Source organism: Flavobacterium azooxidireducens (assembly GCF_023195775.1).
GTDB classification, from domain to species: domain Bacteria; phylum Bacteroidota; class Bacteroidia; order Flavobacteriales; family Flavobacteriaceae; genus Flavobacterium; species Flavobacterium azooxidireducens.
The window spans coordinates 1,084,709-1,099,709 of record NZ_CP096205.1 but is presented as its reverse complement, the minus strand read 5'-3'; the positions used below and the strand labels follow the sequence as shown (position 1 = coordinate 1,099,709).

Genomic DNA, 15,001 nt, shown 5'->3' with positions numbered 1-15,001 from the left:
GGTTTTAAATTTATTTCTTATCGTTTGCCAAGAAGAAATTTCTTGATTTTTTTGGGTATTTGTTGTAGCTGATATCGCTTGGGTTTTCGATGACGGTTTTGATGTTTACCTCGTCGCCAATTTTGAAGTTGGCTTCGGTATATTTAAAATCCAACAAATATTCTCCGCAGAAATAATTGCCGTTTTCATCTTTTTCGATGATGCCGGTATAGACACCTTTTTTTTCTTTTGACATGATTCTTGAATTGATTTTCAAATGTACGAATTGAAAGTTGAATTTGGAAGAAAGAGGTTGAAATGGTGCAATAGAAAATAATTAATTTGAATTACACATATTTTTATTGTCACGGCTTTACTTCGTCTCTTCACTTCGCTTAGGATTACTAATTTGCATAAATTAATTCTTGGCTTTTAGTGAATTAATATAAATTATCTGAGTTGTATATAACCTCATTTTAAAAAAATACACATCCTGTTCTGTCATTTCGACGAAGGAGAAATCACACACTAAACCGCTTAGGGTTTTGAAACAGATACTGTGAATTTTATATAAAGCTATACACTTTTTATTTTGACAAATAATTTTTAATAAAGTGATATAATTTAAATTTTAGTTGTTTTTTGATTATTTATTATTGTTTATCAATAATTTTTATATATTTGTTTCAAATTTAAAACCTATTAGGATGAGAAAATTAAACATTTTAAAAGCTATTGTGGATTTTGTTTGGATTATGTCTTGGATAATTTTACCGATAATTATTATTGTGTCAATTGCAATGCTTTTTATTGATTTACCAATTAAGACTACTCTAACTATTAATGACTCAGAGTTAACACCACATTCTACTTATGATAAATATGCTCTACCGATTGGAATAGTATATCTTGGATTATTTATCTACATACTTTTCTTTTTTAGAAAGCTACTAGTAAACTTTAGAAATCAATTAATTTTTGATGTTGCAAATGAAGAATTGTTGGACAAAATTGGAAATTTAATTATGCTTAATGCCATCATTTATGTAATAATTAATTTTATCATTCAAGTAATTAATGGTAAACTATCGATTGGAATTGGCTACGGTCCATTTTTATCTCTGTTAGGTTTAGGATTGTTTTTTAAAGTTTTAGCCGAAGTTTTTAAAATGGGAAGAACCTATAAAGAAGAAAATGATTTAATGATTTAGTTATGCCAATTATAGTAAACTTAGATGTCATGCTCGCCAAGCGAAAGATGCGTTCGAATGAGTTGGCCGAAAAAATTGGGATAACAACAGCCAATCTTTCTATATTAAAAACCGGAAAAGCGAAAGCCATCCGGTTTTCGACATTGGAATTGATTTGTGAAATATTGGAATGTCAGCCGGGTGATATTATGGAATTTGTGAAGGAATAATTTTGTTTTAAAGCACAATCTCCTAGCCCCGATTGTAATGGAAAGCCTTGTGCAGCTATAGCTGATTTTTTCTTGCTGACCCAAAGCGACCAACGGAAGCTCTTGGGGCGGTTTAGAAAAAACAGCTTTAGCAAACAAGCTTGGAATGAAAAGCGGGAAAAAGCTCATAAAAAAAAGTCACACATTGCTGTATGACTTTTATATTTATTGTATTGTCTTACTACTAATATCTGTAATACTCCGGTTTGTAAGGTCCTTGAACATCCACACCAATATAAGCAGCTTGCTCTACATTTAATGTTTCTAATTCAACGCCTAATTTTTCAAGGTGTAAAGCGGCTACTTTTTCATCTAAATGTTTTGGTAACATATACACTTCGTTTTTATAAGCAGAAGCATTGGTGTATAATTCAATTTGAGCTAAAGTTTGGTTTGTAAATGAATTACTCATTACAAAACTTGGGTGACCTGTAGCACAACCTAAGTTAACCAAACGACCTTCGGCTAAGATGATAATATCTTTTCCGGCAATAGTATATTTGTCAACTTGTGGTTTAATTTCAATTTTTGAAGCACCGTGGTTTTTGTTTAACCAAGCCATGTCGATTTCATTGTCAAAGTGACCAATGTTACAAACGATGGTTTTGTCTTTCATTTGTTCAAAATGTTTTCCAACAACGATGTCTTTGTTTCCGGTTGTTGTGATAATGATATCCGCTGTTTTGATAACAGTTTCTAATTTTTTCACTTCAAATCCGTCCATCGCAGCTTGCAAAGCACAAATTGGGTCAATTTCAGTTACAGTTACAATTGAACCAGCACCTCTAAACGAAGCAGCAGTTCCTTTTCCAACGTCACCGTATCCACAAACGATTACTCTTTTTCCGGCTAACATAATATCTGTTGCACGACGAACTGCATCAACAGCCGATTCTTTACAACCGTATTTATTGTCGAATTTCGATTTCGTAACCGAGTCATTTACGTTGATAGCAGGAATGTGTAATGTTCCGTTTTTCATTCTTTCGTATAAACGGTGAACTCCGGTAGTCGTTTCTTCTGAAAGACCTTTGATTCCAGCAATTAGTTCAGGATATTTATCAAAAACCATATTCGTTAAATCACCACCATCATCCAAAATCATGTTTAATGGTTGTCTGTCTTCTCCAAAAAATAAGGTTTGCTCGATACACCAATCAAAATCAACTTCGTTTAATCCTTTCCAAGCATACACTTGAATTCCGGCAGCAGCAATTGCAGCAGCGGCATGATCTTGCGTTGAAAAAATATTACATGAACTCCAAGTAACTTCTGCACCTAAAGCGATTAATGTTTCAATCAAAACAGCCGTTTGAATCGTCATGTGCAAACAACCTGCAATACGAGCTCCTTTTAACGGTTGACTATCGCCATATTCTCTGCGAAGAGCCATTAAGCCCGGCATTTCGGCCTCGGCCAATTCAATTTCTTTTCTTCCCCAAGCGGCAAGCGAAATATCTTTCACTTTGAACGCTACAAATGGCAATGTTTGTGTACTCATTTATAAAATAGTTATATTAGCTAAAAATTTATGCAAATTTACGGAATAGCTTAGAAATTTAAAAGCCTTTTTGTGTTTTTTGTGATTTGTTTAGTTAACTAATGTTTTGAAATACAATTTGATATATACTTTTGAACAATGCCATTTTACCAAAGAATAAATGTAGATGAAAAAACAGCTGTTTTTGTTTGGAAGATAACAGAGTCTTTTGATGATTTATTTCGTGAAGTTTCGCTGAAAGATACTTCTTTAGCAAGATTGGAAGGCATGAAATCCGAAAGTCATCAAAAAGGTTTTATGGCGGTTCGGATGCTCTTGCAATATAATGGCTACACCGATTTTGATTTGTATTATGATGAATTTGGAAAACCTCATTTAAAAGATGGTGTAAATATTTCTATTTCGCATTCGTTTGGTTTTTCGGTTATCGTTTTATCAGATAAAAATGTTGGAATCGATTTAGAACTTCGTCGTGATTTGGTAAAAAAAATCGCTTATAAATTTGCAGAAGAAGAGTTTGTGTATGAATGCGAACATAATCCTGCCGAATTCGTTAGTAAATTAACCGTCATTTGGGGCGTAAAAGAAGCCGTTTTTAAAGTGAGAAACGAAATCGGAATTAGTTTTAAAGACCATATTTTTGTACAACCATTTGAGATGAACGAGGCAAAAACAACTGCTTTGTTAGATTTTAATTCGGTAAAAAGAGAATTTTTGGTTTACTTTACCGAAATTGAAAATTATACCTTAGTCTGGCTTTGGGAAACCGAATAATGAAAAAAATCTACCAAGAAATACTACAGGCAAAAGCCGAAAATCGAAAATTACTTGCTATTTTATTAGATCCGGATAAGATTGAAATGGATAATTTATCTGTTTTGGTTGAAAGAATTATACAAAGTCCGGCAACTCATATTTTTATAGGCGGTAGCATCGTTGAAACTAATAAAATTAATGAACAGATTAATTTTCTTAAAGAGAAGGTAACTATTCCGATAGTACTTTTCCCTGGAAATCCATCACAGATTTCAATTTTTGCAGATGGAATTTTATTTTTGAGTTTACTTTCCGGTAGAAATCCTGATTATCTAATTGAACATCATGTGAATGCTGTTTCACTTTTAAAAAATACATCCTTAGAGATTATTTCAACCGGTTATATTTTAATCGAAAGCGGAAGTGAAACTGCTGTGGAACGAATCAGTAAAACCAAACCTTTAGACAGAAATAATGTAGAATATGTCTGCCAAACCGCAAAAGCTGGAGAATATTTAGGCAATAAATTGATTTATCTCGAAGCCGGAAGCGGAGCAAAATTAGCCGTTCCATTAGAAATGATTAAGGCGGTTTCTCAAGAAATTTCAATTCCACTGATTGTTGGTGGCGGAATTCGTTCGCAAAAAGCAATTCAAAACGCTTTTGATGCCGGAGCCGATTTGGTTGTGATTGGAACTGCTTTTGAAAACGATCTTAACTTTTTTACTCATGATTGATTTACTTTTTTCCCAATACAAAGACTATTCAAATCTTCACATTTTTCTGGAAATCATTGGGGTAATTTTTGGTTTAATTAGTGTTTGGTGTGCTAAAAAAGATAACATTTTAGTATTCCCAACCGGAATTATCAGTACAACCATCTTTATATATTTGTTGTGGGAATGGAAGTTGCTGGGCGATTTTACCATCAACATTTATTATTCAATAATGAGTGTTTACGGCTGGTATCATTGGACTCGCAAAAAAGAAGGAAAAACAGAATTTCCAATTGCAAACATTACCAAAAATGAAAAATTATGGGCAATTGTAATTTTTGTTTTAACATCGATTGGAGTAGTGTTGATTTACACTTTTTTTGATAAATTTACAAGTTGGACAGCTTATGTTGATACATTTACTACCGGAGTATTTTTTGTGGGTATGTGGCTCATGGCAAAACGTAAAGTTGAACACTGGATTTTTTGGATAGTGGGTGATATCGTTTCAATTCCTTTGTATTACTATAAAGGATTAACGTTCACTAGCTTGCAATATTTTATTTTTACAATAATCGCCTTTTATGGATATATCGAATGGAAGAAAACCTTAAACAACAGTCTACAGAAATCATAAAAATAGCCATTTATGGTCCGGAAAGCACCGGTAAAACCACGTTGGCTAAACAATTGGCAGAACATTTCAATACGGTTTGGATTCCTGAATTTGCTCGTGATTATCTTCAGCAAAAATGGGAAAATAAGCAACAGATTTGCCAAAAGGAGGATTTGTTGCCCATTGCCATCGGTCAAACCAAATTGGAAAATGAAGGATTACAAAAGGCAAATACGTTTTTGTTTGCCGATACAAACTTGATGGTTACCAAGGTTTTTTCAGATATTCATTACGGAGAAACAGATCCAATTTTAGAAAAAGCAGCCAAAAAACATAAATACGATTTGTTTTTGTTAACCGATGTCGATGTGCCTTGGCAAAAAGACGATTTGCGAGATAGTCCTGACAACAGAGAAATGACTTTACAGATTTTCGAGGAAAATTTAATCAAATTCAATAAACCGTATTTAAAATTATCGGGTTCAAAAGAAAAAAGATTTCAAAAAGCGGTAGCATTAGTTTCAACTCTTTTGGAAGGCAAAGAATTAGGACTGAATTCATTTGATTTTATCAATTTGCACCAAAGGGATATTAAGTTAGACTTGGTGAAAAATCAGATTGAGTTTTTAACCAACGGAATTCAGGCCGTTAATCTTGAAAGACCGGCAAAACTAAACGACGGAATAGAGCCGTTATCAATTGACGAAGCAACCTATTTTGCCAATTTTTTTGATGAAAAGCGAAATCATTTAAAACTTAAAAAGTTTGTTCCTGCTTCCGGAGCTGCAAGTAGAATGTTCAAATTTTTAAACGAGTTTCTGCATGATTATAAGTTGGGAGAAGAGTCAATAAATGCGTACATCAACCGAAAAAAAGCAAAAAACTTATCACTTTTTTTAATTGGTGTAGAGAAGTTTTCGTTTTATAATGATGTGATTTATCGCTTAAAAAAACTTTATCCAGAGTTTGACACGTGGGGATATGATAGCAAACAATATGCATTTATAAAAACACTTTTATCCACAAAAGAATTTGATTTTGCCAATAAACCAAAAGGTGTTTTGCCTTTTCATAACTATCCTTCGCACATTGCAACGCCAATCGAAGAGCATTTGAATGAAGCTGTTGCTTATGCTTCTTCCAATCAAAAAGCTCATTTGCATTTCACGGTTTCAGAGGAGCATCAATCTGAATTTGAAAAAATTGTAGAAAATGTAAAAACAAAAATAGAAATTACTTCTCAAACAGAGATTAGTGTTGCCTATTCGTATCAGGATAAATCAACCGACAGCATTGCTTTAGATTTTGACAATCAGTTTGTTAGAGAAGATAATGACAGTTTGGTTTTTAGGCCAGGCGGTCATGGAGCCTTAATTCAAAATTTGAATAATTTGGATGCCGATGTAATTTTTGTAAAAAACATTGACAATGTGATTCAGAATCATTTAAATGAAATTTCGTTGTATAAAAAAGCTTTGGCAGGAATTTTATTAGATAAACAACATCAGATTTTCGATTACCTTCGAATGCTTGATGAAGATAATCTTAATAAAGAAACGTTGGATGAAATCGTGAATTTTATTCAGTCGAAATTACATTTTGAAGTAGTAGAAGATTTTTCTAAATATACCAAAGAAAGTAAAATCGACTATCTCAAAAATTATTTAAATCGACCAATTCGTGTATGTGGAATGGTTAAAAATGAAGGCGAACCCGGTGGAGGACCTTTTTGGGTGAGAGATAGAAAAGGATTAGTTTTTTTGCAAATTGTTGAGTCATCTCAAATTGATGAAAAGGATGCTAGTCAGATGAAAATACTAAAAAGTTCAACTCATTTTAATCCGGTTGATTTAGTGTGTGGAATTAGAAATTACCGAGGAGCCAATTTTGATTTAACTGAATTTGTAGATCATACCAGTGGTTTTATTGTTCATAAAAATAAAGGTGGGAAAGATTTGAAAGCGTATGAATTACCAGGACTTTGGAACGGAGCAATGGCAAAATGGTTAACTGTTTTTGTAGAAGTACCTTTGATAACATTTAATCCGGTAAAAACGGTGAATGATTTATTAAAAATAGCTCACCAACCGCAATAAAATGGAGGCCGAAAAAATCATAACAGAATTAACTTTCAAAGCCGTAAGAAGTAGCGGAGCAGGAGGACAAAACGTAAACAAAGTTTCGTCTAAAGTAGTGCTGTCTTTTGATGTGCTCAATTCACAAAGTTTGTCTGAGGAAGAAAAAACACTAATTTCAGAAAAACTAAAAACAAAATTAACGTTAGATGGAATTCTGATTTTAAACTGCGACGAAGATAGAAGTCAACTCAAAAACAAAGAAATTGTAACCAAACGTTTTTTGAAACTCATTCAAAACGCATTGGTCATTCCCAAAAAAAGAAAACCAACCAAAATTCCACGTTCTGTCATCGAAAAAAGAATTAAGGAAAAACGAACTACTTCAGAAACTAAACAAAACCGAAAGAAACCGGATGTTTAAAGGATAATTAATTCATTTTTTTGTCATTCCGCAAGATGACGAAGTCGAAATAGGAATCTCCTGCAAAGCAGGCCGTTTTTGTCATTGAATTTGATTTTTGCCATTGCCATTGATTTTTGTCATTGCCATTGAAAATCTTTTACTACCTTTGCACCGTCTCAAAGGGGTGCTCAAAATAACGAGCTGAGATCATACCCAACGAACCTAGAACAGGTAATGCTGTTTAGGGATTAGACAAAAAAGTAAATGTGCACGTTTATTTTGATGTCAAGAGTATCAATTTTAATTTTTAACCCAGAATAATTGCCCCTTTTATTCGTAATAATTTACGAATGAAAACTTTATTCAACAATCGCCAGTATGGCTCAAAAACGCTTAGTAGGTATTGCTTTGCGAGTTTTTTTCTATTTTCTTTTATCGGTTTTTCTCAGGAACAGCAAACGGTTGTCGATACAACCAAAACCAAAGACATTCCGTTAGATGAAGTCTTGGTTTCTGCCGTTCGCGTAACTGCTCAATCGCCGGTTACATTTTCCAATCTTCGCAAAGAAGAATTTCAATCTCGAAATCTGGGACAAGATATTCCGATTATGATGAATTATCTTCCCTCAGTAGTCACTACAACCGATGCCGGAGCAGGCGTGGGTTACACCGGAATTCGTGTTCGTGGTTCCGATGCAACACGTGTAAACGTGACCATCAACGGAATTCCTTATAACGATGCCGAAAGCCAAGGAACATTCTGGGTAAACATGCCCGATTTTGCCAGTTCAACCGAAAGTTTGCAATTGCAACGTGGAGTTGGAACATCTACCAATGGAGCTGGAGCATTTGGAGCGAGTTTAAACTTGTTAACCGACTCGTATTCTAAAGAAGCCAGTGGTGAAATTTCCAATTCCTACGGAAGTTTTAATACCAGAAAACACACTGTAAAATTCAGTACAGGCTTAATGAATGACAGATTTGAAATTGCAGGACGATTATCTAATGTTGTTTCAGATGGTTATATCGACAGAGCTTCATCCGATTTGAAATCGTATTTTTTGCAAGGAACGTATGTTGGCGAAAACACTTTAATTAAAGCTCTTGCTTTTGGAGGAACTCAAAAAACCTATCAAGCATGGAATGGTCTGGAAGATCTCGAATTATTGGAAAATGACAGAACGTTCAACACGGCCGGAATGTATTTTGATGACGAAGGAAACATGAAATTTTATGACAATGAAGTAGATAATTATCAGCAAGATCATTATCAATTGCATTGGAATGAACGTTGGAATGACAATTGGAGCACGAATTTAGCCTTTCATTATACTAAAGGAAAAGGCTATTTTGAACAATATAGAGAAGATGAAGATTTTGCTGATTATGGTTTAAATCCAATTTCTTTGGGAGGAGAAACCATCGATGTAACCGATTTAATTCGTCGTCGTTGGTTGGATAATGATTTTTACGGAACGACTTTTTCATTAAATTATAAAAAAGATAAAGTTGATTTTATTTTTGGTGGAGGAGCCAATAAATATGAAGGAGCTCATTTTGGTGAAATCATTTGGGCAGAATTTGCCTCGCAAAGTGAAATTAGAGATCGCTATTATGATGATTTTTCAACCAAAACCGATGTCAATGTTTTTGGAAAAATGAATTATGATTTAACTTCAAAATGGCGACTTTTTGGAGATATTCAATACAGAAATGTTGGTTTTAAAGCCAATGGCGAAGATACCGGAATTGTGAACGACAATTTTAATTTCATTAATCCAAAAGCCGGAATTACTTTCACTTTAAATCAAAATAATAATTTTTATTTTTCGTATGCCAAAGCCCAACGCGAACCAAACCGAAATGACTATGAAAACGGGAGTCCAAAACCTGAAAAATTAGATGATTTTGAGTTAGGATGGAGATATGCAACAGAAAACGTAAAATTGAATGTTAACAGTTATTTGATGATGTACAAAGACCAATTGGTTTTAACAGGAGAATTAAATGATGTAGGAGCACCAATTCGTGCCAACAGTGGTGATAGTTACCGAGTTGGTTTAGAAGTTGATGCTACTTTAAAACTTTCAGATAAATTCTATTTGCAGCCTAATTTTACGGTTAGCCAGAACAAAAACCAAGACTTCATTTTTCAACGGGATGGAGTTGTTGAAAACTTAGGTTCAACCAACATTGCTTTTTCGCCAAATTTTATTGCAGCGAATCGTTTCACTTTTGTCCCAGTTAAAAATTTACAGCTTTCCTTTTTATCAAAGTTTGTGAGTGAACAATTTATGGGGAATATCGATGCAGAAAGTTCAAAATTAGATGCTTATTATGTAAATGATTTTAATGTTTCGTATGAAATCAAAACGAATAAAATTTTTAAAGCAATTCGATTTAGTGCGTTAGTGAACAATATTTTTAACCTTAAATACGAAAGTAATGGCTATTTCTATACGTATGATGACGATTTTTCATCGCCGGGAACTATTACAACTATTGAAGGAGCCGGTTTTTATCCGCAAGCGGGAATTAATTTCCTTTCAGGAATAAGCCTATTATTTTAGTATAAAGAAGAAATCCTGACTTTGCGGTCAGGATTTCTTTTAATTATAAACTCTTACAAACGCACCATTTACTTCTGTCCGATATCGTTTCATCGGATAATCTAAAGTTCCTAAGCCGGTAAATAAGTTATACGATTCTTCATCACAAGGACAAATGGCGTTTGTGCTTTGAATCGTCATGGTTGAACAAGAACTCAACGGTTGATTTGGACAAGCTGCATCAAAAGCATTATAGCCACTTCCGGTGTTAAAAACTATAATTCCTCTCACGCCGGCATTTCCTTGTGAAATATAAACCGAGTTTCCGGCAAATTTTAATGAGCTGTAAAGTGGTAAATCAGTATTAATATCTACCGTAAAAGTATAATTTGGGATATTGGGATTAAAATTGTTAAAGCGTTCTTTTTCACATCCTGAGAGGAAAACACTAAAAACCAACAACAAAACAAACTTTTTCATAAACATTTTTTTCATTTGGCAAATTTAATTTAATTACCTTTGAGTAGCCTTATAAAGGAATAAATTTTCAAATAATTAAAAATTATACTATCTTTGTTGAAAGGAATCCTCTCAAAGGGGATTTTTTCTATTTTATATAACGATAAAAATAACGATTTTATATATCAAAGTTCAACTTTTATGAATTTTGAAAAATTGAATTGCAACAAAAAACACATGAAGTTATGAGTACAGTATCGTATTACACCGCAGAGGGTTTAAAAAAACTAAAAGAAGAATTAGAAAATCTTAAACATATTGAACGACCAAAAGCATCACAAGCCATCGCAGAAGCAAGAGATAAAGGTGATTTGTCTGAAAATGCAGAATATGATGCTGCAAAAGAAGCTCAAGGATTATTGGAAATGAGAATTTCTAAAATGGAAGAAGTATATTCAAATGCCCGATTAATTGACGAATCGCAACTTGATCTATCAAAAGCATTAGTGTTATCTAACGTAAAAATTAAAAACCAAGCCAACGGCATGGAAATGAAATATACGTTGGTGGCCGAAAGTGAAGCCGATTTAAAAACAGGAAAAATATCAGTAACTTCTCCTATCGGAAAAGGATTATTAGGAAAATCTGTTGGCGATGTAGCCGAAATTACAGTACCAAACGGCGTTTTAAAATTTGAAGTGTTAGAAATTTCAAGAGATTAATTTTTTTGAAAATTTAAATCAATGGCAAGCATTTTTACCAAAATAATCAACGGCGAAATTCCATCCTATAAAATTGCAGAAGATGAATATTTTATTGCTTTTTTAGATGTAAATCCTAATGCTGTTGGACATACACTGTGTGTTCCAAAACAAGAAATCAATAAGATTTTCGAAATGGAAGAAGACCATTATTTGGCTTTGATGAAGTTTTCGAGAATAGTGGCAGTTGCTTTGGAAAAAGCAATTTCGTGTAAAAGAGTAGGGATGAGTGTGATTGGCTTAGAAGTTCCTCATGTTCATGTTCACCTGATTCCGTTACAAGAAATGGACGATATGCGATTTCAACGGAAAGTGAGCTTAACCAAAGAAGAATTTGAAGCAACAGTGCAGAAAATAAAGAATGAATTATAAAAAAATCCCGATGAACTCGGGATTTTTAGTTTTATATTTTTGTTAAAACCATGTTAGCCGGAATTCTAAACGGAGTTTGATCGCTTGGATTACAATTTCTACCCCAATCTATATTTGTTCTATTCCAACCGATGGTTTCAACACCATTCGTATTTGAATATAGTAAATTAACTTCACCCATTATTCTACGGCCACATGGATTGGAACTTGGTTCATCAAAAAAAATATAAAAACTATCAAACCTGAAAGAACCCATATCACTATCAGCAAAATAGTTATTCGTTACGTTGTATATTTCAACACCATTCAGTTTATATTCATAATGACCAACTAGTTTGTCTGAAAAAACAGTTATTTTAGTGTTACCTATCGGTGTTTCTCTAACTTGAGTATGTTTTGTAAAAGTGATTTTAAAATAATGTCCTCCATTAGTATATTCCCAAGTTCCTACATATTTATTTAAAAGATTGTTAACATCTTTATAGTATACATGCTTTGGTTGATTGGGTTCATAAAAAGTTTCAATGGGTCTTTCAATAACCTGTGCCGAAAGTGTCACTGCACTAAAAAGAAATAAAAATAGGCTTGATATTGTTTTCATAATAAAAAAGCGGCTTTCATTTATACCAAAAGCCGCTATGGCTATAAATTATAGTTATGAGATGTGTTTTATATTTTTGTTAAAACCATATTAGCCGGAATTCTAAATGGAGTTTGATCGCTGGGGTTACAACTTGCCCCCCAATCTATATTTGTTCTATTCCAACCGATGGTTTCAACACCATTCGTATTTGAATATATTAAATTAACATCACCCATTATTCTACGGCCACATGGATTAGAACTTGGTTCGTCAAAAAATATAGAAAAGCCATCAAAAGCAAAAGCTCCGCTGGTACTTAAAGCAAAATCATCATTATTAATATTGTAAATTTCAATACCATTCAACCTATATAGATAATGACCAACTAACCTGTCTGTGTATATCGTAGTTTTAGTGTTAGCAATAGGGGTTTCTCTAATATATATTTGTTTGATAAAAGTGATTTTAAAATAATGACTACTACTATTATATTCCCAAGTGCCAACATATTGGTCTAGAAGATTATTGACATCTTTATAGTATACGTGACTTGGCTGATTTGGTTCATAGAATGATTCGATTGGTTTTTCAATAACCTGAGCAGAAAGAGTTACTATTGTAAAAAGTAATAAGAATATGATTGCTTGTGTTTTCATAATAAATAAGGTTTTTAATTTTGTTTTGTCCAATTATAGTTGTCATTATTGTTTGCAGGGTGTGGGGCATAATAAAAATCAATACCCCAAACCATCTCTTTAAAAAAAGCTATAAAATTTTGAAGTAGAAGATTTTTGTATTCTTCATTAGTGCAAGTACCATTACATTCATTTTGAGATTTTTTTATCACCTTTTTTTCATACGCACCTCTAAAAAGTAGTTTAGCTTGACGGGTAGAATAATAACTATTAAACTCTTCAATTTCAATAGGATTACTAACACGTAAAGCATGAACGCCATCTTCTGACACCATTATAAAAGTGATGTTATTGTTTTCGGGAGAATTAGGGTTTAAGTTGTTTTTTTGAATAAAAAAGTCAACCATACCCAATACGTCTTCTGCACTAAAGATAGGGTTTAAACCCGTATGATGTTTATGCATTCTAATGATTGGGTTATTCACACTTACAGGAGGAAAGCCTGTGCCATCAACTCCATTGGATTGAGCAGGATAAGCAGAATAAGTGCCATTGCTATTAAGTTTAAACTCCATGCCTTGTTCAATTGGATTGTCTGTATTTGCTGCTAATTGGTCTATGTAGTTTCTTAGTCCATTAGTGCCATTCTCGTTTTGATTGGTTATCTTTTTTAATTCTTTTATATGATTCACCTCACTATTTGTTAAAATTGGCGATGTTATCGATCCATCCTCATTGAACAAGCCTGGAGGCTCTGAAGTATTGTTGCTCCCGCCGGGAGTACTACCACCTCCAACTGATGAACTTCCTCCCGGGTTAGAGCCTCCAGAGCCCGGAAACGTAATACCTGGAACACATTCATATCTGTAAGTGTACTTATATCTTGCTTTAACATTAGCATCGCAAGGTGGTGTAGTTGGCGACCATGGCCAGTGGACATATTCTGAACACATAATGGCCTCCACAATAATGGTGGTTTGAACTGTTCCATCGCAAGCAATTGGATAAATATTTGAACCCTCAATTGCACCTCCTCCTTCCTCATCAACATGTGTGAATTTAATTGAACCTCCTGGTCCAGGTTCTGCCCTGAAAGTTGTAATTCCTCCCTCAAATGGTTGGTTTTTGTCATTTAACCAATTTTCGGTAGGGCTATATTTTGTAATAAATGCATCGGTGTTTCCTTCTTTCTCTTCTAAAGTAAGATTGTAAAATCTACTGGCTATCGTGTCCGATGTCTTGATATACATCGTATAAGATTTGTATGTTCCTGAGGTTATTTCTTTGATTATATCTGTATATATTTCAATATCAGAATCATCTCCTGTTCTGGCATTATGATTAGTTAAGCTTGAATTTGCTTTATTCATAATCATTTTTACTGCGGGTTTATTCTTTAAAACCTGCATCTTTCTAGAAAAATCTTCATACGTAATCGTTTTAATATCAATCTCTTTGATTTGCTTTTTTTGTAAATCGATATCTTCGTAAAAATCTTTTTCACACGAAGAGAAAAGGAAGAGAAAAATAATGAAACTTAAAAGTGATTTAAATTTGTGTGTCATGATAAAAAAATTAATTGGTTTAGATTCATTTTTTTAATAATGAGTTAAAACCAAATTATCATGCTTCACAATTTTCAAATATAAATTATCAGTAGTTTAATATTAATTTGAAAAATAATAAAGACCGTAAAAAATTGATTTCTCTCAATTATTTACGTTTGAATTTGGAAATACTAATTAACAAAAAATTTCTTTATGTAAAATGTTTTTTTGCTATTTTTTATAAGTATTTAGATTATTCAGTCTAAAATCGAATTTTTTCAATTAAAAAATCCCGAAATTATCGGGATTTTTCGTTTTATCTTTTTATCAAACTTATCAGAAAAAGTAAGACCCAAGCTCCTCCGGCAGCAATTAGAATTTGCCAAAGTAATCCGCCTCCACCAATTCCGAAATGACCAGCTAACCAGCCACCAACAAATCCTCCAATGATTCCAACAATAATGTTACCGATTAATCCAAAACCTGAACCTTTCCAAAGTTGACCTGCAAGCCATCCCGAGATAGCACCGATGAGTAAGAAATACAAAAAATTCATAAAAATTGATTTTATTGGTTAATAATGTTAA

General features: G+C 33.2%; 17 protein-coding genes. 10 read left to right on the top strand and 7 right to left on the bottom strand.

Annotation, left to right across the window (positions count from 1 at the left end; all coding sequences use genetic code 11):
• Window positions 1-10 precede the first annotated feature (10 nt).
• Window positions 11-235 carry a hypothetical protein gene (locus M0M57_RS04935; protein ID WP_248435924.1) on the bottom strand — a complete coding sequence of 75 codons (225 nt, stop codon included), beginning with the start codon at window positions 233-235 and terminating at the stop codon, window positions 11-13.
• A gap of 451 nt (window positions 236-686) precedes the next feature.
• Here M0M57_RS04935 and M0M57_RS04930 point away from each other — a divergent pair, with 451 nt between their 5' ends.
• Complete coding sequence (locus M0M57_RS04930; RefSeq protein WP_248435922.1) at window positions 687-1,190, top strand: DUF2975 domain-containing protein; 504 nt, start codon at window positions 687-689, stop codon at window positions 1,188-1,190.
• Window positions 1,191-1,192: 2 nt separating this feature from the next.
• The gene (locus M0M57_RS04925) at window positions 1,193-1,399 is read left to right on the top strand and encodes a helix-turn-helix domain-containing protein (RefSeq protein WP_112085875.1); all 207 of its coding nucleotides are present in this window, start codon (window positions 1,193-1,195) and stop codon (window positions 1,397-1,399) included.
• A 223-nt stretch (window positions 1,400-1,622) separates the two neighbouring features.
• On the opposite strand, the gene ahcY is transcribed toward M0M57_RS04925, so the two are convergent.
• Window positions 1,623-2,939, bottom strand: coding sequence for an adenosylhomocysteinase (ahcY, locus tag M0M57_RS04920; RefSeq protein ID WP_248435920.1), 1,317 nt, complete (start codon window positions 2,937-2,939; stop codon window positions 1,623-1,625).
• 138 nt (window positions 2,940-3,077) lie between these two features.
• Here ahcY and M0M57_RS04915 point away from each other — a divergent pair, with 138 nt between their 5' ends.
• The 6 genes from M0M57_RS04915 (at window position 3,078) to M0M57_RS04890 (ending at window position 10,078) form a co-directional block, all read left to right on the top strand.
• Window positions 3,078-3,713, top strand: a complete 636-nt coding sequence (locus M0M57_RS04915; RefSeq protein ID WP_248435918.1) for a 4'-phosphopantetheinyl transferase family protein — start codon at window positions 3,078-3,080, stop codon at window positions 3,711-3,713.
• Window positions 3,713-4,432: a phosphoglycerol geranylgeranyltransferase gene (locus M0M57_RS04910; protein ID WP_248435916.1), complete on the top strand. Its 720-nt coding sequence runs from the start codon at window positions 3,713-3,715 to the stop codon at window positions 4,430-4,432. Before M0M57_RS04915 ends, M0M57_RS04910 begins: the two co-directional genes overlap by 1 nt.
• A complete protein-coding gene (gene pnuC / locus M0M57_RS04905) occupies window positions 4,425-5,048 on the top strand; it encodes a nicotinamide riboside transporter PnuC (protein ID WP_248435914.1) in 624 nt (207 codons plus the stop codon). The genes M0M57_RS04910 and pnuC overlap by 8 nt, the downstream gene beginning before the upstream one ends.
• The gene (locus tag M0M57_RS04900; RefSeq protein ID WP_248435913.1) at window positions 5,009-7,123 is read left to right on the top strand and encodes a DUF4301 family protein; all 2,115 of its coding nucleotides are present in this window, start codon (window positions 5,009-5,011) and stop codon (window positions 7,121-7,123) included. Before pnuC ends, M0M57_RS04900 begins: the two co-directional genes overlap by 40 nt.
• A gap of 1 nt (window position 7,124) precedes the next feature.
• The gene (gene arfB / locus M0M57_RS04895) at window positions 7,125-7,526 is read left to right on the top strand and encodes an alternative ribosome rescue aminoacyl-tRNA hydrolase ArfB (RefSeq protein WP_248435912.1); all 402 of its coding nucleotides are present in this window, start codon (window positions 7,125-7,127) and stop codon (window positions 7,524-7,526) included.
• 332 nt (window positions 7,527-7,858) lie between these two features.
• Window positions 7,859-10,078, top strand: coding sequence for a TonB-dependent receptor (locus tag M0M57_RS04890; protein ID WP_248435910.1), 2,220 nt, complete (start codon window positions 7,859-7,861; stop codon window positions 10,076-10,078).
• A gap of 39 nt (window positions 10,079-10,117) precedes the next feature.
• Here the strand turns inward: M0M57_RS04890 and M0M57_RS04885 are convergent, their stop codons facing one another.
• On the bottom strand, window positions 10,118-10,537 hold the full coding sequence (locus tag M0M57_RS04885; RefSeq protein ID WP_248435908.1) for a Rieske (2Fe-2S) protein: 420 nt from the start codon (window positions 10,535-10,537) through the stop codon (window positions 10,118-10,120).
• Window positions 10,538-10,761: 224 nt separating this feature from the next.
• Here M0M57_RS04885 and greA point away from each other — a divergent pair, with 224 nt between their 5' ends.
• Complete coding sequence (greA, locus tag M0M57_RS04880; RefSeq protein WP_248435906.1) at window positions 10,762-11,238, top strand: transcription elongation factor GreA; 477 nt, start codon at window positions 10,762-10,764, stop codon at window positions 11,236-11,238.
• Between the two features lie 21 nt (window positions 11,239-11,259).
• A complete protein-coding gene (locus M0M57_RS04875) occupies window positions 11,260-11,649 on the top strand; it encodes an HIT family protein (RefSeq protein ID WP_248435904.1) in 390 nt (129 codons plus the stop codon).
• A 31-nt stretch (window positions 11,650-11,680) separates the two neighbouring features.
• Here M0M57_RS04875 and M0M57_RS04870 read toward each other — a convergent pair whose 3' ends face one another.
• The 4 genes from M0M57_RS04870 to M0M57_RS04855 form a co-directional block, all read right to left on the bottom strand.
• The gene (locus M0M57_RS04870) at window positions 11,681-12,250 is read right to left on the bottom strand and encodes a DUF6705 family protein (RefSeq protein WP_248435902.1); all 570 of its coding nucleotides are present in this window, start codon (window positions 12,248-12,250) and stop codon (window positions 11,681-11,683) included.
• Between the two features lie 68 nt (window positions 12,251-12,318).
• The gene (locus M0M57_RS04865; protein WP_248435900.1) at window positions 12,319-12,888 is read right to left on the bottom strand and encodes a DUF6705 family protein; all 570 of its coding nucleotides are present in this window, start codon (window positions 12,886-12,888) and stop codon (window positions 12,319-12,321) included.
• A gap of 14 nt (window positions 12,889-12,902) precedes the next feature.
• Window positions 12,903-14,432: a hypothetical protein gene (locus M0M57_RS04860; RefSeq protein WP_248435899.1), complete on the bottom strand. Its 1,530-nt coding sequence runs from the start codon at window positions 14,430-14,432 to the stop codon at window positions 12,903-12,905.
• 298 nt (window positions 14,433-14,730) lie between these two features.
• A complete protein-coding gene (locus tag M0M57_RS04855; protein ID WP_248435897.1) occupies window positions 14,731-14,970 on the bottom strand; it encodes a GlsB/YeaQ/YmgE family stress response membrane protein in 240 nt (79 codons plus the stop codon).
• Window positions 14,971-15,001: the final 31 nt, after the last annotated feature.